Origin of the sequence: Fusobacterium sp. (assembly GCF_030528405.1) — a bacterium.
Taxonomy (GTDB): domain Bacteria; phylum Fusobacteriota; class Fusobacteriia; order Fusobacteriales; family Fusobacteriaceae; genus Fusobacterium.
Genome location: NZ_JAUMYY010000032.1, coordinates 1 through 20,924, shown reverse-complemented (window position 1 = coordinate 20,924; position 20,924 = coordinate 1). Strand labels below are relative to the sequence as shown.

Here is a 20,924-nt window from a genome sequence, read left to right as displayed (position 1 = left end):
TTCTTTATATTTATACTTAATATTTATATAGGTATTATGTCTATTATGTTGTAAAATATAATTATTCATTAGATTTTTTTAAATTTAAAATAATTTTATTTCTGCCAATCTTTAAAATTTTTTCTTTTTCTAGCTTCTTAAGAATCCGAGATATAACTTCACGAGAGCTACTTAAATTTTTTGCAATTTCTTCATGTGTAGCTATTATTTCATTAGAATTAAAAGATAGAAGAAAAGCTAGTAATCTTTCTTTTAAAGGACTTAAAATAATAGCTTGAAGTGCAGTTAAAGACAGGGAAAATTTTTTATTTGTCAAATTATGTAAAAATTTTTCTATTTCACAATATCTACAACGAAAAATAGATAAAACTGAATATGGAATGAATAGAAGTTCACTATTTTCCTCTGCAATAAATTCTATATTTGAAATTGCTGAAAAAGAATCATTGTCATTTATGAAAAACTCTACATCTCCACTTTTTAAGCTATAAAGACTGAGTTCTCTACTTTCAGGTGATGAAATAAAAAATCTAAGTTTACCAGATTTTATAAATATAAGCCCCCCTAAGTCACTTGAACTAAAAAAAATAGAACCTTTTTTTATTGAAAGCAATCTAGTGGATAGAATTATTTTAGCTCTATCATCAACTTTTATATCAAGCCAAAAGGGGAAAATATTTTCAAGTAGCTTTATATCTTCTCTGTTTATCAAGTGAATACCTCCAATAATTTTTTTATATTATATCATAGTGATAGAAAGTCCAGATAATTGATAAAATTTGTAGAACATTATATAATATGTAAGTAGTAAATTAATTTGATAAATGGGAGAAAATTATGATAATTGGTCTGACGGGCGGTATAGCAAGTGGAAAAACTACGGTTTCTAAAATTTTAAAGACAAAGGGTTTTTTAATCTATGACGCAGATGAAATAGCAAGAGAAATTTCTAAAGAAGAAGAAGTGAAAAAAGAACTTATCTCATATTTTGGAGAGCAAATTCTTGATAAGGCTTCTAATATAGATAGAAAGAAACTAAAAGATATTGTTTTTAAAGACAAAGAAAAATTAGAAGAATTAAATAGAATTATTCATCCAAGAGTATATGTTTTTTTTAAAAGTATAAGAGAAAAAAATGACTATAAAAAAACTATAGTTTTTGATGTCCCACTACTTTTTGAAAGTGGCATAGATAAATTATGTGATAAAATACTTTTGGTTCTAGCAAATAGAGAATTGAAAATAAAAAGAATTATAAAAAGAGATGGAATAAGTAAAGAACTAGCTGAAAAAATTATCGGTTCACAGATGTCAGATGATGAGAAAATAAAAAAGGCAGATATTATAATTAAAAATAATGATAGTATAGAAGATTTAAAAGAGCAAGTGGAAAGGTTTTGTGTATACTTATGAAAATAGTAGCACCTGCGGGGAATATAGATAGATTTTATGCTGCAATAAAAGCAACAGCAGATGAAGTTTATTTAGGTTTAAAAGGCTTTGGAGCAAGAAGAAATGCAATAAATTTTAGTCCAGAAGAAATAAAAATAGCAATTGATTATGCACATTTAAGAGGTAGCAGAGTCTTTTTAACATTGAATACAGTTATGACAAATAGAGAAATAGAAATTCTCTATCCAATATTAAAAGAGCTTTATAATTATGGTTTAGATGCAATTATAGTGCAAGATATAGGCTATGCAAGATATCTACAGAAAAATTTCCCTAAAATAGAAATCCATGGAAGTACTCAGCTTACTGTTGCAAATCATTATGAAATAAACTACTTAAAGAGTCTAGGCTTTAAAAGAGTGGTGCTCCCTCGGGAACTAAGTTTTGAAGAAATAAAATCTATAAGGGAAAATACAGATGTAGAGCTTGAAGTTTTTGTATCAGGAGCTCTTTGTATATCGTATTCAGGAAATTGTTATTTGAGTAGTTTTATAGGTGGCAGAAGTGGTAACAGAGGAATGTGTGCTCAACCTTGTAGAAAAGAATATAAAAATAGTTGTGGAAAAACTTCTTATTTTTTAAGCCCTAAAGATCAACTCTTGGGCTTTAATGAAATACTGAAACTAAAAGAAATCGGAATTGAGAGTATAAAAATTGAAGGAAGAATGAAGGATGAAAACTATGTATATGAAACAGTCAGTTATTATAGGAATTTAATTAATGGTTTAGATAGTCAAGAGAATATCTCTAAAATTTTTAATAGAGGCTACTCAAAAGGTTATTTTTATGGGACCAATCAAGAAATTATGAACAGAGATTATTCCTATAATACAGGAGAAAAAATAGGAGAGGTAGTTGGAAAAAATATCAAGCTTTTTCAGAATCTTATATGTGGAGATGGAATAAGTTTTCTATCATCTAATTACAGAAATCTAGGTGGAGAGTTTATAAATAAATTAAATATAATAGGAGTAAAAGAAAATAGAAAAATAGCCTATGAGGGAGAGAAAATTTTTCTTAATTTTCCAGCGGGAACTAAGTACATATTTAAAAATTTTAATAAGAGTGTAAATGATGAAATTATAAAAAAAATGAAGGTCAATAATAAAAAACTAGAGATAGAGGGAGAGTTTACAGCGAAATTAAATGAAAAAATTAAATTAACTTTATATTTAAAAAATAATGAAAAAATCTTATTTGAAACTCAATATATAGGAGATAATCCTGTTCAGTTAGCGCAGAAAAGAAAGTTAGAACCTCAAGATATAATTAATAAATTAACTGAAGTGGGAGATAGTGAGTTTATTTTTAGAAAGCTCTTAATTGATATCGAAGACAATATTTTTATTCCTCTTTCAGAGCTTAAGAACTTGAAAAGGAAGTCCATTGAAAAATTTAGAATAGATTTGCTTTCCTTTTTCAGAAGGGATTTAGATAAGGAATTAAAAGAAATGGCTAGTTTTTACTATAATTTAAAAATAGAAGAAGATGAGGAGAAAGATTTTGAATTACTAGCCATAGTTTCAAATGAAGAGCAGTATAACTATTTAAATACCCTAAAAGAAGACTACAATATAAAAGATATATATTACAGAACTTATGATATAGCAAAACAGTCTAAGCTTAGAGAACATAATTTAAACAATCCTTTGGCATCAAATTTTTATGAACTACTTGAAAATAAAAATTCAAAGGTAATATTAAATTGGAATATGAATATTACCAATTCCTATACTTTAAAAGTTTTAGAGGAAATAAAAAAACTTGAAACTGTTATAATATCTCCAGAACTTAAGCTTTCTAAAATAAAGGCTTTAGGAAAAACTAGTTTAAAAAAAGCTATACTAATATATTCTAAGCTAAAAGGGATGACTATAGATATTGAACTTACAAAAGATAGAGAATTAATAACAAATATAGAAGGCGATAAGTTCTTTGTTGTAAAAAATGATTTTGGAACAGAAATTTTTTTAGACAAGCCTCTAAATATTATAAATATTATGGAGGATTTAAAAAAATATTATTTAGATAGCCTTGTTTTAGAATTTACAACAGAAAACTTAAAAGAAATGGAAAGAGTATTAAGGCAGCTGAAAATAAGAAAAGGTGAATATAGAGAATATAATTATAAAAGGGGAGTATACTGATGAGAAATAATAATAAGTTCATAAGAAATTTAGCTACTTGTTTTGGTTTAGGGGAATTACCCTTTATGCCAGGAACCTTTGGGACTTTAGGAGGCATCCCTATATATATATTTCTATCATATATAAGAAAATTTTTTGCAAATAATATGCTTTATAATTCTTTTTATTTTATGTTTCTTATGACATTTTTTGCTGTTGCTGTTTGTGTTTCTGATGTCTGTGAGAGAGAAATTTTTAGGAAAGAAGATCCACAAGCTGTTGTAATAGATGAAGTTTTAGGCTATTTAACAACATTATTTTTAATAAATCCTGTAGGGGTAAAGTCAAACTTAATTGCAATGCTAATAGCTTTCATAGTTTTTAGAATTTTAGATATAACTAAGATAGGTCCTATAAACAAAGTACAGGATATGGAAAATGGAGTCGGCGTTGTTATGGATGATTTTTTAGCAGGAGTTATAGGGAATTTTATAATGGTTTGTATTTGGACAGCATTTTTTTGGTAAAAAGGGAGAAAAATGAAGGCGGCTATATTACTTATAGGGACTGAATTGTTAAATGGTGGTATGGTAGATACCAACAGTATTTATATTGCTGAAGAACTTAATAAATTTGGTATAGAAATAGAATATAAGATGACTTTAAGAGATATTAGTTCAGAGATAAAAAAAGCATTAGATTTTGCAAAGAAGAATGTAGATTTAGTTATTACAACGGGTGGACTTGGACCTACAGATGACGATATAACAAAGCAAGCTATAGCAAAATTTCTAAAAAAGAGGCTTATAATAGATGAAAAAGAAAAAAGAGAACTAATAGCTAAATATAGAGAAAGAAATTTAGATATGAAAATATTTAAAGAAGTTGAAAAACCAGAAGGAGCTATAAGCTTTAAAAATGATGTGGGCATGGCTCCTGCTATTTATATAGAGGGAATAGCAGCATTTCCTGGTTTTCCAAATGAATTAAAAAATATGTTGCCTAAGTTTTTAAAATACTATGCCAAAGAGAAAAACTTAAATAGTAAAATTTATATAAAAGATATTATAACCTGCGGTATAGGGGAGAGTATTTTAGAAAGTACTGTGAAAGACTTTTTTACTGAACAAAATATATTTTATGAATTTTTAGTAAAGGACTATGGAACGCTTATAAGGCTTCAAACTAAAATAGAAAATAAAAAGAATGTAGAAAAAATTGTCAAAAAGTTATATAATAAGATTGCTGATTTTATAATTGGAGAAGATGAAGATAGAGTTGAAAAACTTATTTTTAATTATTTAACTTCACAACAAGAAATATTAACTATCTCAACTGCAGAATCATGTACGGGGGGTATGATAGCAAGTAAGTTGGTGGATGTTTCTGGAATTTCTTCTTCGTTTATAGAAGGTATAGTTTGCTATAGTAATGAAGCAAAGGTAGAAAGATTAAAAGTAAAAAAAGAAACACTTGAAAAATATGGAGCAGTTAGTGAAGAAACTGCAAGAGAAATGTTAAATGGTTTAAAAACGGATGTTGCTATTGCTACAACTGGAGTTGCAGGACCAGATGGAGGAACTTTAGAGAAGCCGGTTGGACTTGTTTATGTTGGAGTAAAAGTGGATTCAGAAGTAGAAGTTATTAGAAAGGAATTTAAAGGGGAAAGAAATAAAATAAGACAAAGGACAACATTATTTGCACTTTATAGTTTGCTTAAAATGTTGAGGAAAAGGTACGGGATATGACGATTGGAGAAAAACTTAAAAAAAGTAGAAATGAAAAAGGAATGTCTTTGAGAGAACTTGCAATGAAGGTTGAGTTATCTGCAAGTTTTTTATCTCAAATAGAGCAGGGAAAAGCATCACCATCTATAGAAAATTTAAAAAAAATAGCTAATACTTTAGATGTAAGAGTGAGTTATTTAATAGAAGATGAAGATGATGAAATAAAAAATATCCAATATATAAAAGAAAATGAAATGAGATATTTAGAAAGTAGAGGTTCTAATATTAGAATGGCGCTTTTAATGCCATCAAATAAAGAAAAGAATATGGAACCAATAATTTATGAAATTGGTATAAATGGAGAAAGTGGAAGAGACTTTTACTCCCATGGAGGAGAAGAGTTCATCTATATAATAGAAGGAGAGCTTGATGTATATATAGCAGACAAGAAATATAAACTTTCTAAAGGAGATAGTTTATATTTTAAGTCTCACTTACAACATAGATTTAAAAATACATCAAAAAAACAAGTCAAAGCACTTTGGGTAGTAAGCCCACCTACTTTCTAAAATTAACTTGGAGGTATTAATGAAAATAGAAATAAAAGTTTTAACAGCACTTAGATTAACAAAACTTTTTATAGCAGCGAGCAGATGGCTGTCAAAACATGCAGATGTATTAAATGATTTAAATGTCTATCCTGTTCCGGATGGTGATACAGGAACTAATATGTCCATGACATTGCAAGCAGTTGAGAATGAATTAATAAAAGTACAAAATGAACTATCAATGGAAGAGTTATCAGATACTATATCTGAAGCAGTACTTTTAGGTGCAAGAGGAAATTCGGGAACTATATTATCACAGATAATTCAGGGTTTTCTAAATGTAGTTAGAGAAAAGGAAGAAATAGATATAGCAATGGCAGCAAGAGCCTTTGTAGAAGCTAAAGAAAAAGCTTACAGGGCAGTTAATGAACCTGTAGAAGGTACTATGTTAACTGTAATAAAAAGAGTTTCAGAGGCTGCTATGGCTTATTCAGGTCCTAAAGATGACTTTATAGAGTTTTTAGTGTTTTTAAAAAATGCAGCAGCTAAAGCTGTTGAAGAAACTCCGGAATTATTATCAAAGTTAAAAGAAGCAGGAGTAGTTGATGCAGGAGGAAAAGGAATCTTCTACATGTTGGAAGGTTTTGAAAAATCAGTTACAGATCCTGAAATGCTAAAAGATTTGGAAAGAATTGCAAAATCACAGATAAATAGAAAACAAAAACTAGAATATGTTAGCAAGGAAGAAATAAAATATAAGTATTGCACTGAGTTTATAATAGAATCAGGAGATTTCGATTTAGAAGAATATAAAGAAAAAATATCTAAATGGGGAGATTCTATGGTTTGTGCTCAAACAAAGAAGAAGACAAAAACTCATATACATACAAATAATCCAGGGCAACTTCTTGAAATAGCTGGAGCTTTAGGAAATTTAAATAATATTAAAATAGAAAATATGGAGATACAGCATAACCATCTTTTAGTGAATGAAAAAGAAATAAAGCATGGTGTGAGAAATTTAAAGGAACTTCAAGAAGCAAAAATAGGTCCTGAATTGTTGTTTAATGAAAGTAATATAAAAAATTCAGCCTTCTATATGATAGCAGATAATAAGGAAATAGGAGAATTATTTTTAAAAGATGGAGCAGCAGCAGTTTTAATAGGTGGTCAAACGAAAAACCCTTCTGTTTCTGATATTGAAGAAGGTTTAAAAAGAATAAAAGCAAAGACAATATATTTATTACCAAATAATAAAAATATTATAGCTTCAGCTAAAATGGCAGCTGAAAGGGATAGTAGAAATGTAATTGTTTTAGAAACTAAAACTATGCTTGAGGGGCACTATTTGGTAAAAAATAAAAAAATGACATTAGCAAACCTTTTAAGGCAGAGTGTTTTTAATTATTCAGTTGAAATAACTAGATCTATAAGAAATACAAAAATAAACAATACAGACATAAATATAGGAGATTGTATAGCTCTTGTAAATGGTGTTTTTTTTGATAAGGCTGAAAAAGAAGGAGAACTAATTTCAAAAGTATATGAAAAATATACTAATGAAAATACTTTGAGTGTATTTTCTGTTTTAGGAAAAACAGCTACAGAAGAAGGTAATGAAGCTTTAAAATTAAAAAAGTTTAAAAAATATGAGTCTTATACAGGAGAACAGGATAACTATTCTTACTATATTTATATTGAGCAAAAAGATCCTAAACTATCTAAGATAGCCATAGTAACAGATTCAGGTTCAGACTTAACAACTGAAATAATAGGTGATTTAGAAATTAGAGTTGTTCCTCTTAAAATAAAGATAGGAGATAATCATTATAAAGATGGAGTAAATTTAAGTAAAAGAGAGTTTTGGCAGAAATTACTAAATGAAAAAGTTATACCTAAAACTGCTCAACCTTCACCTGCTGAATTTAGAGAAGTATATGAAGAGTTATTTGATAGAGGATATGAAAAAATAATATCTATACATGTTTCCAATAAGTTAAGTGGAACACATCAGGCAGCTAAAGTAGCTAAAGAAATGACAAAAAGAGAAAAAGATATCTATATAGTTGATTCAAAAGCAGTTTCTTTTACTCAAGCTCATCAAGTTTTAGAAGCAGCTAAAATGGCAAAAGAAGCTAAAGGAATAAAAGAAATATTAGAAAACTTAGATAGATTAGCAGAAGTATCTAAGGTTTATTTTGCTGTAAATGATTTAACATATCTTGAAAAAGGTGGAAGAATAGGAAGGGCTTCATCTATAATTGGAGGACTTTTGAAGATTAGACCAGTTTTAAAGCTTGAAGATGGAGAGGTAACTCTTGAGAGCAAGACGCTTGGAGATAGAGGTGCTCTCTCTTATATAGAAAAAATAATAAGGACAGAGGCAAAGAAAAACAGTATTTTACTTTATACAGGCTGGGGTGGAACTAATCAGGAACTACTAAATACTGATAGTTTAAAGAAGGAAGCAGATTCTCTTAGAAAAGTTGACTATAAAGGAAGAATTGAAATTGGAGCCACAATAGGAAGTCATGCAGGGCCAGTTTTTGGGGTTGGAATAATATCTAAAGTGAGATAAAAGAATAAGGGACTGTTGCAAAACAATGGTCCCTTTTGTTGCTTAAGTATATTTTTTTATTTTATTTTTAAGGAGGTAAATATGAAATTTTCTAGTTACTTGAATCCAAAATATATTTTTACAGATTTAAAAGCAACAACAAAAGAAGATATAATAGTTGAAATTTCAGAAAGAGTTGCAAAAGAGAATAGTTATTTTAAAAGCAGGAAAAGTGAAATAATTGAAAGTATTATAAAAAGAGAAAACGAAATTTCAACTTGTATGGGAGAAGGAATATTTATACCTCATGCGAGACTTAGAGATTTTGAAGATTTTATAATAGCTGTTGCTATTTTAAAAGATGGAATAGAAGGGGAGATAGCTGCAACTCATGAGAAGGATACTATAAAAATTGTATTTTTAATTGTTTCAGACGTTTTAAAAAATAAAAATATTTTAAAATCAATGAGTGTTATTTCAAGGATAGCATTAAAACATCCAGAGATACTTGAAGAATTAAAGACGGAAAAAAATATAAAGAGAATAATAGAGCTTTTAAATTCGGAAGATATAGAAATTGAGCATAAAATAATTGCAGAGGATGTTTTAAGTCCAAATATAAAACCTGTTTTTAAGGAAGATACTTTGGAAGAAGTTGCAAAAAGATTGATTCTTGAACGTGAAAGTTCCTTTCCAGTAGTTGCTAAAGATGGAAGGCTGTTAGGAGAAATAACGGAAAAAGAATTGATTGACTTTGGAATGCCTGATCACCTTTCATTACTAAAGGATATTAATTTTTTAACGGTAGGAGAACCTTTTGAAGATTATCTTCTAAATGAAACTACAACAACAATAGAGAATATTTATAGGAAAGAAATAAGACATCTATTAATAGATCCTAAGACACCTATTATGGAAATATGTTTTAAAATGGTTGTGGATGGAGTTCATAGACTTTATGTAGTTGATGAAAATAAGAAATATTGTGGGATGATAAAAAGGTCAGATATAATAAAGAAAGTTTTACATATATAGATATAAGAGGAGAAATTATGTTGTTGATATTGGGAATAGTTATTTTTATAACTGTATTTTATTGTATAATAACTGAAAAAATAGCTTCCCCATGGGCAACTATGGCTGGAGGGCTAGCTATGTCATTAATTGGCATAATGAAGGAAGAAGATGTTTTAGAGGCTATTTATGGTAGATTAGAAATATTATTTTTATTAATTGGAATGATGATGATGGTATTGTTAATATCAGAAACAGGAGTATTTCAATGGTTTGCAATAAAAGTCGCCCAATTAGTCAGAGGAGAACCCTTTAAATTGATAGTTTTATTATCTATCATAACAGCTATATGCTCTGCTTTTTTAGATAATGTAACTACAATTTTACTTATGGCGCCAGTTTCTATATTATTAGCAAAGCAATTGAAACTAAATCCTTTTCCTTTTGTTATAACAGAGGTTATGTCAGCTAATATAGGAGGTCTTGCTACATTGATTGGAGATCCTACTCAACTAATAATAGGTTCAGAAGGAAAATTAAGCTTCAATGAATTTTTAATAAATACTGCACCAATGTCAGTTATTTCTATGTTAATGCTTTTAATTACAGTCTATTTTATGTATGCTAAAGATATGAAAGTATCTAATGAGTTAAAAGCCAAAATAATGGAATTGGATTCTTCAAGAACACTTAAGGACATAAAATTATTAAAACAGTCGATTTTGATTTTTTCCTTAGTCATTATCGGGTTTATATTAAATAATTTTGTTGATAAGGGTTTAGCTATAATATCTTTGTCAGGAGGTATATTTTTATCTTTGATAGCTAAAAGAAGCCCCAAGGAAATGTTTGAGGGAGTGGAATGGGAAACATTATTTTTCTTTATAGGACTTTTTATGATGATAAGAGGAATAGAGAACTTAGGAATAATTCAATTTATAGGTGATAAACTAATACAGTTAACAGAGGGAAATTTTAATCTAGCCACAATCTCCATTATGTGGATTTCATCTGCTTTTACTTCGATTATAGGGAATGTAGCAAATGCTGCAACTCTTTCAAAGATTGTAAAAATTATGGAACCTAGTTTTAGATATATAGAGAGTACAAAAGCATTTTGGTGGGCTTTGTCTTTTGGTTCCTGTTTAGGTGGGAATATGACAATTTTAGGTTCGGCAACTAATGTTGTAGCAATAGCAGCTTCTTCAAAAGCTGGATGTAAGATAGATTTTATAAAATTTTTAAAATTTGGGAGTATAATAGCTATACAAAATCTAATTGTAGCCACAATTTATTTGTATATTAGATATTTATAAAATATTAAAGAAGGAAAGAGGGAAGATAGTAAATATTATATGAATTTGTTATAAAACAAGAAAACATTATTACAGAGGATAGGTATGAAATTTTTAAAATTTGATGAGATAGATTCAACAAATAATTATTTAAAAGAAAACATAAGTAACTTTTCTAATTTTGATATTGTGTCAGCAAAAAATCAAAGTTTAGGTAGAGGAAGAAGAGGAAATAAGTGGGTTTCTTCGGAGGGAATGGCTCTCTTTAGTTTTTTACTAAAACCAGATAAAAAATTAGAAATTAAAAATTATACAAAATTACCTTTAATAGCAGGAATAGCAACTTTAAAAGCACTTGAAAAAATAGAAGAAAATAAATATCAATTTAAGTGGACTAATGATATTTATTTAAATAATAAAAAATTATGTGGTATCCTTGTTGAAAAAGTTGAAAATGATTTTATAATAGGAATAGGAGTAAATGTAAACAATAAAATTCCAAAAGAGATTGAAGAGATAGCCACAAGCTTAAACGGGAAATATGACATAGATCAAGTTATTTTAAAAATAGTAGAAGAATTTTTTTTCTATTATGATAGATTTATTCAAGGACAGTGGATTGAGATATTAAGTGAAATAAACTCTTATAATCTTTTAAAAAATAAAAAAATTAGGCTGAGTGCTGGAGATAAAAAATACGATGGATTAGCTCTTGATATTTTAGAAGACGGGAGCTTAGAAGTAAAAATAGGAGAAGAATTTAAAAATTTTAATGCTGGGGAAATAAGTATAGAAAAGGGATTTATTTGATGAAGGAAAAAGTAGTATTAGGTATGAGTGGAGGAGTGGATTCTAGTACAGCTGCCTATCTTTTAAAAAGAAAAGGCTATGAAGTTATAGGAATAACTTTAAATCAATATCAAAATGGGATAAGTAAGGACGCAGAAGATGCAAAAGAACTTGCAAAGAAATTAGGGATAGAATATCACACAATTAACATATATCAGGAATTTCAAAATAAAGTGATTAATTATTTTTTAGATACTTACAATTCTGGAGAAACTCCTTCCCCCTGTATAATATGTGATGAAGAAATAAAATTTAAAACACTTTTTCAGATAGCTGAGGAATACAAAGCTGGATATGTAGCTACAGGACATTATACATCAGTAGAATATAATGAAAAATTTTCTAAACATCTGTTAAAAGGAGTTCATAGTATAATAAAAGATCAATCATATATGTTGTATAGACTAGATTCAGAAAAATTAAAGAGACTTCTGTTTCCATTGCAAAATTATTCAAAAACTGAGATTAGAAAAATTGCTGAAGAAGCTGGAATAGAACTTTATGATAAAAAAGACAGTCAAGGAATATGTTTTGCAAAGGAAGGTTATAAAAAATTTTTAAAAGATAAATTAGCTGAAAAAATAAAAGAGGGATTTTTTGTAGACAAAAAAGGAAATATTTTGGGAAAACATGAGGGCTATCAACTTTATACACTTGGTCAAAGAAGAGGGTTGGGAATTAATTTTTCAAAGCCAGTTTTTATAACAGATATAAGAGCTGAGAAAAATGAAATAGTATTAGGAGAATACGAGGAACTTCTAGTAAAAGAGATAGAATTAGTTAATTATAAATTTAATGTAGCTCCAGAATTTTTAGTTGGAATGAGATTATTAGGAAGAGCTAGATTTTCAAGTTATGGTTTTTATGGAAGTATTTATTTAAAGAATAAAAAAATATATTTTAGATATGAAATTGAAAATACACATAATGCTGATGGTCAACATTTGGTAATATTTTATGATAATTTTGTTCTTGGTGGTGGAATAATAAGGAGGATAAAGTGAAATTTTTTAAAAATTTATTTTCTAAATTAAACACAGAAAAAAACTTAGACTTAGATACTGTTGGTGATGATATGTTATTAGTAATTGCTAAGGAGTATATAGAAGCTTTAGGAGGTAAAGAAAATATAAAAAATATATATTCTTGTAGTACAAGATTGAGAGTATGTTTAAAAGAGAACAAAATAGAAAAGGACAAACTTATTGAAAAGGGAGCTAAAAAAATTATAGATTTAGATGATTTTAATTATCAGATAGTTATTGGAGAGAAAGCTATAAAATTAGAAGAGAATATAAATAGATATTTAAGGTGAGGTATGGATATTAAATTAAAAATTGATGAATTAAGAAAAAAAATAAAAGAATATAACAACATTTATTATGGAGAAGGAGAAAGCCCGATATCAGATTATGAGTATGATAAGTTATTGGAAGAGCTAAAAAAATTGGAAGAAAAATATCCAGAATATAGAGATGAAAATTCGCCAACTTTAAAAGTTGGAACTAGTGAGAAAAATTTAAAATTTCAAAAAGTGGAGCATGAGCATCCTATGCTTAGTCTAGCTAATAGCTATAATAATGGAGAAATTTTAGATTTTATAGAGAGAATAAAAAGAAGATTAATTAAGGAGAAAAAATTAACTTATTGCTTGGAAGTTAAATTAGACGGACTTTCTATAAGTTTAATTTACAAAGAAGGTAGACTTATAAGAGCTGTTACACGGGGAGATGGCTATATAGGTGAAGATGTAACAGAGAATGTTATGCAAATAGAAAGTGTGGCAAAAGTTTTATCCCAAAAAATAGACATAGAAATAAGAGGAGAAATAGTTCTACCAATAGATAATTTTAAAAAGTTGAATCAAAATAGGTTGGAAAGAGGAGAAGAACTTTTTGCAAATCCAAGAAATGCAGCGAGTGGAACCCTAAGACAACTTGATTCAAGTGTTGTTAAAGAAAGAGGGTTGGATGCATATTTTTATTTTTTAGTAAATGCTGAAAAATATGGTTTAAAAAATCATAGTGAAAGTATAAAGTTTTTAGAAGACTTAGGAGTGAAGACAACAGGGATTTTTGAACTTTTAGAAGAAGAAAAAGTTATAAAACAGAGAATAGAATATTGGGAAAAGGAAAGATATCAACTGCCATACGAAACAGATGGCTTGGTCTTAAAAGTAAATAATATAGCTTTATGGGAAGAAATAGGATATACGAGTAAAACACCCCGGTGGGCTATTGCTTATAAATTCCCAGCCAGTCAAGCAAGTACTAAACTTAATTCAGTAACTTGGCAAGTGGGAAGAACAGGAAAGTTAACACCAGTTGCAGAGTTGGAAGAAGTTGAATTATCTGGAAGTAGAGTAAAAAGAGCAAGCTTACATAATATAAGTGAAATACAAAGAAAAGATATTAGAATAGGTGATAGAGTTTTCATAGAGAAAGCTGCGGAGATAATACCTCAAGTTGTTAAAGCAATAAAAGAGGCTAGAAATGGAGATGAAAAAGAAATTGAGGAACCAACTAATTGCCCTGTTTGTAATAGTGAATTAAAAAGAGAAGATGGTCTTGTAGATATAAAATGTGTAAATAGAGAGTGCCCGGCTAAAATACAGGGAGAGATAGAATATTTTGTATCAAGAGATGCACTTAACATAACAGGGTTAGGCTCTAAAATAGTAGAGAGATTCCTTGAACTGGGATATATAAAAGATGTTTCAGATATTTATAATTTAAAAAATTATAGAAAAGAAATAGAAAAACTAGAAAAAATGGGAGAAAAAAGCGTAGAAAATTTACTTACTTCAATAGAGCGTAGTAAGGAGAGAAGCTATGATAAAATTATTTACTCCTTAGGAATTCCATTTATAGGTAAGGTTGCTTCTAAAATATTAGCTGATGCAAGTAAAAATATTGAAAACCTGATGAAGATGACTTTTGAAGATTTGGTAAATATTGACGGTATTGGTGAAATTGCAGCAAAAGAAATAAAGGAATTTTTTAGTTTAGAAAAAAATAAGTTATTGATAGAAAAATTAAAGGAAAAAGGATTAAAGTTTGAAATAGAAAAAAGTAAAAAAGAGGAAAGTACTAGTATATTTTCAGGCAAAAATTTTCTTTTTACAGGAAGCTTGAAAAACTTTACAAGAGAAGGAATAAAAGAAGAAATAGAGAGATTAGGTGGTAAAAATTTAAATGCGGTGAGCAAAAATTTAGACTACTTAATAGTGGGCGAAAAAGCAGGAACTAAACTTAAGAAAGCTCAAGAATTAGGCACAGTAAAAATTCTAACAGAAGATGAATTTATTGCTTTAAAACTTGACTTAACTAATAAAATTGACTAAGGCAGTAAATTATGTTAAAGTATAAAATGATAAAATTTTGAAAAGAGAGGAAAAAAATAATGATAAGTGCTTTATTGAAAAAGATTTTTGGAACAAGAAATGATAGAGAAATCAAATCTTTGACAAAAGTAGTAGAGAAAATAAATGCTTTAGAACCAGAGTATGAAAAGTTATCAGATGATGAATTAAAAGATAAAACAAGAATTTTTAAAGAAAGATTAGCTAAGGGAGAAACATTAGACGATATATTAGTTGAAGCTTTTGCGACAGTTAGAGAAGTTTCAAAAAGAGTTTTAGGACTTAGACATTATGATGTTCAAATGATTGGAGGTATAGTTTTACATCAAGGGAAAATTACGGAGATGAAAACAGGAGAAGGAAAAACTCTTGTTGCAACATGTCCTGTATATTTAAATGCACTTACAGGTAAGGGAGTACATGTAATTACAGTTAATGACTATCTAGCTAAAAGAGATAGAGATCAGATGTCAAGATTGTATGGCTTTTTAGGCTTGAGTTCAGCAGCTATAGTAAATGGACTTTCCACACAGGCAAGAAAAGATGCATACGATTCAGACATTACATATGGTACTAATTCTGAATTTGGTTTTGACTATTTGAGAGATAATATGGTATCTAATTTAAAAGAAAAAGTTCAAAGAAAGTTAAATTACTGTATAGTTGACGAGGTGGATTCAATACTTATAGATGAGGCAAGGACACCTCTTATAATATCTGGAGCAGCAGAGGACAGAGTAAAATGGTACCAAATTTCTTTTCAAGTTGTATCTATGTTGACTAGAAGCTTTGAAACAGAAAAAATTAGAAATATAAAAGAAAAAAAGGCTATGAATATTCCTGATGAAAAATGGGGAGACTATGAAGTTGATGAGAAAGCAAGAAATATAGTTCTTACTGAAAAGGGAGTAAAAAAGATAGAGAAATTATTGAAGCTTGAAAATTTATATTCACCTGAACATGTAGAGTTGACACACTACTTAAACCAAGCCTTAAAAGCTAAAGAATTATTTAAAAGGGACAGAGATTATTTAGTAAAAGAAACTGGCGAAGTTGTAATAATAGATGAATTTACTGGAAGAGCTATGGAGGGTAGAAGATATTCTGATGGTTTACATCAGGCTATAGAAGCCAAAGAAGGAGTAAATATAGCCAGTGAAAATCAGACTTTAGCAACAATAACTCTTCAAAACTACTTTAGAATGTATGAAAAATTAGCTGGAATGACAGGAACAGCTGAAACTGAAGCCACAGAATTTGTCCACACATATGGATTACAGGTTGTTGTTATACCAACAAATTTGCCAGTCATAAGAAAAGATCATGCAGATTTAGTTTATAAAACAAGAAAAGAAAAAATCAATGCAATTATAGCAAGAATAGTGGAATTATATGAAAAAGGACAGCCTGTTTTAGTTGGGACGATATCTATAAAGAGTTCTGAAGAGCTTTCAGAGCTTTTAAAGGCAAAAAAAATTCCGCATAATGTATTGAATGCTAAATTTCATGCTAAGGAAGCAGAAATAGTAGCACAGGCTGGTAGATATAAAGCAGTAACTATAGCAACGAATATGGCAGGTAGAGGAACAGATATAATGCTGGGAGGAAATCCAGAATTTATGGCATTATCTGAAGTAAATTCAAGAGATGATGAGAGATTTAAACAGGTATTTGAAAAATATCAAATTCAATGCTTAGCAGAAAAAGAAAAAGTATTAGCTCTAGGGGGGCTTTTTATCCTAGGAACTGAAAGACATGAATCTAGAAGAATAGATAATCAATTGAGAGGAAGGTCAGGAAGACAAGGAGATCCAGGAGAGTCAGAATTTTATTTATCACTTGAAGATGATTTGATGCGTTTATTTGGTTCTGAGAGAGTAATGCTTTGGATGGATAAATTAAAGCTTCCAGAAGGAGAACCAATAACACATAAAATGATAAATTCAGCAATAGAAAAAGCACAAAAGAAAATAGAAGCTAGAAACTTTGGAATCAGAAAGAATTTATTAGAATTTGATGATGTGATGAACAAGCAGAGAACTGCAATCTATGAAAGTAGAAATTCAGCACTGGCTATAGATAACTTAAAAGATAAAATTTTGGAAATGTTAAAAGAAAATGTCTATGTTAAGGTTCTGGAGAAATTTTCTGAAGAGATGAAGGAAGACTGGGATATAGATGGTTTAAATGAGTATCTAGATGACTATTATGGTTATGAAGAGGAAGATGACAAAGATTATTTAAAGCATACCAAAGAAAGTTATGCGGAAAGAATTTTTAATAAACTAGCGGAGAAATACGAAGAAAAAGAAAAAGAAGTGGGCTCAGATTTTATGAGAAAGCTTGAAAAATATATCCTATTTGAAGTTGTTGATAACAGATGGAGAGAACATTTAAAAGCTCTTGATGGTTTAAGAGAAAGTATATACTTAAGAGCTTACGGACAAAGAGATCCAGTAGTAGAATACAAGCTTTTATCAGGGCAAATTTTTGAACAGATGATAAGAACTATACAGGAGCAAACAACATCTTTTCTGTTTAAAGTAGTAATAAGAAATGAGGAAGAGAAATCAGAGGTAGAAACAATTTCGGAAGATAATCAAATAGTTTCTGAAGGGACATGTTCATGTGGTAGTGGAAAGCCATATGAAAAATGTTGTGGAAGATAAAGGAGGAAATATATGAAAAAAGTTTTATTAGGATTGTCATTAGTAATATTATTTTCATCTTGTACGGGTGCAAAAACGAACAAGAGCATTCTTGCAGAAAAATATTCAATAGATAAGTCGGCAGCTAAGGACTGGGAAAGAACAATAGCTGAAGTAATAATTAGTGAAGCTGAACTTCCAGATTGGTTTGGAGAAGAAAACCCTTTAATGAATTTAAGAAAACATGGGAAATTGACAGATAAGGATTTGTACTTCTTAGAGTCTTTAGGAAAAAGAGATGAAAGTCAAATAACAGATGAAGAATATGGAAAATTTTTAGATATATTAACTGGTTATGTAAATGGTCTTCCAAGAAAGTTTGTTTTAGATGATACTAATATAAAAGATCCTAAAGGACTAGTTACTTATATGGTAAGGTCAGCAAATTCACAAGCAGACAATCCTTCAAAATATATAAAGGAAGTTGTTGCTGATAAATATGAATGGGATCAAATTATAGCATGGTCTCAAAAGAATGACTTAGATAAAAAAGAAGTAAGAAAATTAAGAAAACTTTTGAATACTTTCATGAAAAGAGATAACTTTTTTAATCCTCAAGTTTGGTTCAGTCAAGAAATTTCAGAGAGAGTCGTGCAAATTAAAGATTTAAATGATAAAAAATCTCAAAAATCAAAGTTGGAGCTTAATAATATAAATGCTAAGGCTATGTATATAGCATATTCAGAATATTTTTCTAAGCTTGATAGATGGAGTAAATAATAAAATCAAAATGGGCTGCTGCAAATCTTTAAATGCAACAACCCATTTTTTAGTGTTTTAATTATTTTTTAAAATTTTAATTCTAAACCTATTTTATATATAGGCTTTGTTTTAGAATACATAAAATTTTGCATATCTTTTTGAGTATCTCTATATTTAAACATATCATAAGCTATACCTGCTAAAACATTTACCTCAGTATTTCCCTGTCTGTATACATTATATGAAGCAGTAAGAGAAGTTTCTAGAGATGATCTTATGCTATCATGAGGGATATGTGTCATCAAATCAAAAGTTAAAGAGAAATCTTTATTAAAATCGTATTTTGCAGCTCCTCCTATTCTCACAGTTCCAGCTCTAAATCTTCTTTGGCTATTCTTTCCTGCATCAGTAGAAAACTGATATGAAAAATCAAAAAGAGAAATTTCAAATTTAGGAGTTAAAGTAAAGTTATCAACAAATTTAAAGTCATACCCAAGTCCAAATCTATGAAAAACATATTTGTGTTTAGTATTTATTTTTTCTCCAGCATAAAGTTGCGTGCTATGAGTGATAAGATCCTTTTTTAAAATAGAATTTCCTTTAAAAGTCTTATGGTTTAAATTGTAATATAAACTTAATTTATCCCATTTTGCTGTAAGAGTTAAATCAGGATAAGAAATATTGTCTATTCCTAATTCATCAAATTCAGGTCTTTTTTCAGAAGTAGTACCAAATTGTCCACCTTTAGGTATTTGTACATATCCATCAATAGAACCAAAATTATGGAAATATTTTACAGAATAAGACTTAGGTAATTTTGGATCAAAATCAAAAGAATAAGCTGAAACAGATAAAAGTGTAGCAGCAAATAAAAGAGTTTTCTTCATTATATAACCTCCTAGAATTATTTGTTTAGATTATAACATATAAAAAAATTATATAGAATGAAAAAATAAAAAAATTTTAAAAATTTTTTTAAACTTTTTCAAAAAACTCATCGTCTAAAAAGTATAAGAAACAAAAAATTTTTTTCTCTCCCCCCAGAAAGAAAAAATACCCACCTTGATTTAAAATCAAGGTGGGAAACTCCCAGAAACAAGGGGAATTAAAGTAATAATAAATAATCAAATATAAATGCTAATCCCATTCTAAAGAAGTCCAAAAATGAAAGGACTTTTTTTGTTGGGAAAAAAAGGTATTTACAAAATATTAAAATTGTAGTATACTGTCTTCAATGGGAAACATCTTTAAAGATGTAAAAAAAATTAATAAAAAAAAGGGGAGATCTAATTATGAAAAAATTAGCATTAGTATTAGGTTCTTTATTAGTAGTAGGAGCTGCAGCATCTGCTAAAGAAGTTATGCCTGCTCCAGTAGTAGTACCTGAAAAAGTAGTAGAAATAGTTGAAAAACCTGTAATAGTTTACAGAGACAGAGAAGTTACTCCAGCTTGGAGACCAAACGGATCAGTAGATGTGCATTTGAGAAACAAAGGAGAAATTGAAGGACATAAAGCTACAGAAAAAGATTGGGATGGTTCTAACTGGAATACAGAATTAAGAGCAAAAACAAGTGTAAACTTCACAGAAAATCAAAACTTAACTGTAGAATACAGAGATAAATTTGGTTTAAAAAGAGATGGAGATCTAAATAAAGGAGATCATCATTCAAGAACTGAATTAAAACATACTTATAAGTTTGGAAATTTAGGAGCTAGCAAAGTAAATGCTAGAGTAGAAACTAAATTTAGACATGGAAAGAACAAATTTGTAGAGTTCAAGCCTGTATTTGATTTTTCAGAATATTTCTTTAAAAATGACTATGTAAAGGCTACAGCTTTAGAATTAGCACCTTTCTATAGATATACTTGGTCATATAATGATAGACATGCAAATATGTATGGTTTGTTTGCTAATGCAGAATTTGAATTACCTTATGGAGTAAGTTTCCAAGCAGAGTTTGATGATGGTATTTATGTGTATTCAAAAACTAATAGAACTGAAGATAAACCAGTTGATGCTGATTTAACTGCTAAATATGGTAATGTTGAATTCACTTTAAAGAAAGAATTCACTTTATATAAACAAGGAAAACATAATTTAGGTTTAGAGTTAGAAGGAGTATATGCAACTAATTGGGCATGGTCTAGATCTGATAGAGGTAGTATAGCTGCTGCTGGTACTGAAAGAGCTAATGGAAAGAAAGAAAGATGGGGAGGATATGAAGCTAAATTTGATCCTCATTTCAATTACAGTTTCCAAGCTACAGACTTTGTAAAATTATATACAAGAGTTGGTGCTGAATTTGTAAATAGAAGTGTTGGAGAATCTGAATCTTCTACAAATAGACATGGAGCTAAACATTGGAGATGGCAACCTTATGTAAGAGTTGGTGCTAGAGTTACTTTCTAATCCTTTCTTAGCATAGGTTAAAAATCAAAAATAAATAATTAAAGCCGTGAAAATTTCACGGCTTTTTTTTGTTACAATTTTTTAATGGTAAATACTTTGAATAAAAATTTTAGGCTCTATGTCAAATGGTGTTGATGAAAAAATCAAATAAATTTTTATGTAGTTCCAGAAAAA

At 28.8% G+C, this 20,924-nt stretch carries 17 protein-coding genes; 15 read left to right on the top strand and 2 right to left on the bottom strand.

Features of this window, described 5'->3' with window-relative positions; translation table 11 throughout:
• Positions 1-61 precede the first annotated feature (61 nt).
• Entirely contained in the window at positions 62-712 is a 651-nt protein-coding gene (locus tag Q4A58_RS06145) for a Crp/Fnr family transcriptional regulator (RefSeq protein ID WP_303117509.1), read from the bottom strand.
• A 125-nt stretch (positions 713-837) separates the two neighbouring features.
• Between Q4A58_RS06145 and coaE the strand changes: the two genes are divergently transcribed.
• The 14 genes from coaE to Q4A58_RS06075 all read left to right on the top strand — a co-directional run bounded on the left by coaE (position 838) and on the right by Q4A58_RS06075 (position 18,357).
• Entirely contained in the window at positions 838-1,413 is a 576-nt protein-coding gene (coaE, locus tag Q4A58_RS06140; RefSeq protein ID WP_303117507.1) for a dephospho-CoA kinase, read from the top strand.
• Complete coding sequence (locus Q4A58_RS06135) at positions 1,410-3,599, top strand: U32 family peptidase (RefSeq protein ID WP_303117505.1); 2,190 nt, start codon at positions 1,410-1,412, stop codon at positions 3,597-3,599. Before coaE ends, Q4A58_RS06135 begins: the two co-directional genes overlap by 4 nt.
• The gene (locus Q4A58_RS06130) at positions 3,599-4,105 is read left to right on the top strand and encodes a phosphatidylglycerophosphatase A (protein WP_303117504.1); all 507 of its coding nucleotides are present in this window, start codon (positions 3,599-3,601) and stop codon (positions 4,103-4,105) included. Before Q4A58_RS06135 ends, Q4A58_RS06130 begins: the two co-directional genes overlap by 1 nt.
• A gap of 12 nt (positions 4,106-4,117) precedes the next feature.
• Positions 4,118-5,326 (top strand): CinA family nicotinamide mononucleotide deamidase-related protein, encoded by a 1,209-nt coding sequence (locus Q4A58_RS06125; RefSeq protein ID WP_303117502.1) that lies wholly within the window; start codon positions 4,118-4,120, stop codon positions 5,324-5,326.
• On the top strand, positions 5,323-5,874 hold the full coding sequence (locus Q4A58_RS06120) for a helix-turn-helix domain-containing protein (protein WP_303117500.1): 552 nt from the start codon (positions 5,323-5,325) through the stop codon (positions 5,872-5,874). The genes Q4A58_RS06125 and Q4A58_RS06120 overlap by 4 nt, the downstream gene beginning before the upstream one ends.
• A 19-nt stretch (positions 5,875-5,893) precedes the next feature.
• Positions 5,894-8,431: a DegV family EDD domain-containing protein gene (locus tag Q4A58_RS06115; RefSeq protein WP_303117499.1), complete on the top strand. Its 2,538-nt coding sequence runs from the start codon at positions 5,894-5,896 to the stop codon at positions 8,429-8,431.
• Positions 8,432-8,512: 81 nt separating this feature from the next.
• Positions 8,513-9,445, top strand: a complete 933-nt coding sequence (locus Q4A58_RS06110; RefSeq protein ID WP_303117498.1) for a PTS sugar transporter subunit IIA — start codon at positions 8,513-8,515, stop codon at positions 9,443-9,445.
• A 17-nt stretch (positions 9,446-9,462) separates the two neighbouring features.
• Positions 9,463-10,740 (top strand): ArsB/NhaD family transporter, encoded by a 1,278-nt coding sequence (locus Q4A58_RS06105; protein ID WP_303117496.1) that lies wholly within the window; start codon positions 9,463-9,465, stop codon positions 10,738-10,740.
• An 84-nt stretch (positions 10,741-10,824) separates the two neighbouring features.
• Positions 10,825-11,529 (top strand): biotin--[acetyl-CoA-carboxylase] ligase, encoded by a 705-nt coding sequence (locus Q4A58_RS06100; RefSeq protein ID WP_303117494.1) that lies wholly within the window; start codon positions 10,825-10,827, stop codon positions 11,527-11,529.
• Positions 11,529-12,572, top strand: a complete 1,044-nt coding sequence (gene mnmA / locus Q4A58_RS06095) for a tRNA 2-thiouridine(34) synthase MnmA (RefSeq protein ID WP_303117492.1) — start codon at positions 11,529-11,531, stop codon at positions 12,570-12,572. Before Q4A58_RS06100 ends, mnmA begins: the two co-directional genes overlap by 1 nt.
• Positions 12,569-12,883 (top strand): PTS transporter subunit EIIB, encoded by a 315-nt coding sequence (locus Q4A58_RS06090; RefSeq protein WP_303117490.1) that lies wholly within the window; start codon positions 12,569-12,571, stop codon positions 12,881-12,883. Before mnmA ends, Q4A58_RS06090 begins: the two co-directional genes overlap by 4 nt.
• Positions 12,884-12,886: 3 nt before the next feature.
• Complete coding sequence (gene ligA / locus Q4A58_RS06085) at positions 12,887-14,911, top strand: NAD-dependent DNA ligase LigA (protein ID WP_303117488.1); 2,025 nt, start codon at positions 12,887-12,889, stop codon at positions 14,909-14,911.
• Positions 14,912-14,970: 59 nt separating this feature from the next.
• The gene (gene secA, locus Q4A58_RS06080) at positions 14,971-17,598 is read left to right on the top strand and encodes a preprotein translocase subunit SecA (protein ID WP_303117487.1); all 2,628 of its coding nucleotides are present in this window, start codon (positions 14,971-14,973) and stop codon (positions 17,596-17,598) included.
• 12 nt (positions 17,599-17,610) lie between these two features.
• The gene (locus Q4A58_RS06075) at positions 17,611-18,357 is read left to right on the top strand and encodes a hypothetical protein (protein WP_303117485.1); all 747 of its coding nucleotides are present in this window, start codon (positions 17,611-17,613) and stop codon (positions 18,355-18,357) included.
• 68 nt (positions 18,358-18,425) lie between these two features.
• Here Q4A58_RS06075 and Q4A58_RS06070 read toward each other — a convergent pair whose 3' ends face one another.
• Complete coding sequence (locus Q4A58_RS06070) at positions 18,426-19,226, bottom strand: hypothetical protein (RefSeq protein ID WP_303117484.1); 801 nt, start codon at positions 19,224-19,226, stop codon at positions 18,426-18,428.
• A gap of 405 nt (positions 19,227-19,631) precedes the next feature.
• Here Q4A58_RS06070 and Q4A58_RS06065 point away from each other — a divergent pair, with 405 nt between their 5' ends.
• Positions 19,632-20,750 (top strand): porin, encoded by a 1,119-nt coding sequence (locus Q4A58_RS06065; protein ID WP_303117483.1) that lies wholly within the window; start codon positions 19,632-19,634, stop codon positions 20,748-20,750.
• Positions 20,751-20,924: the final 174 nt, after the last annotated feature.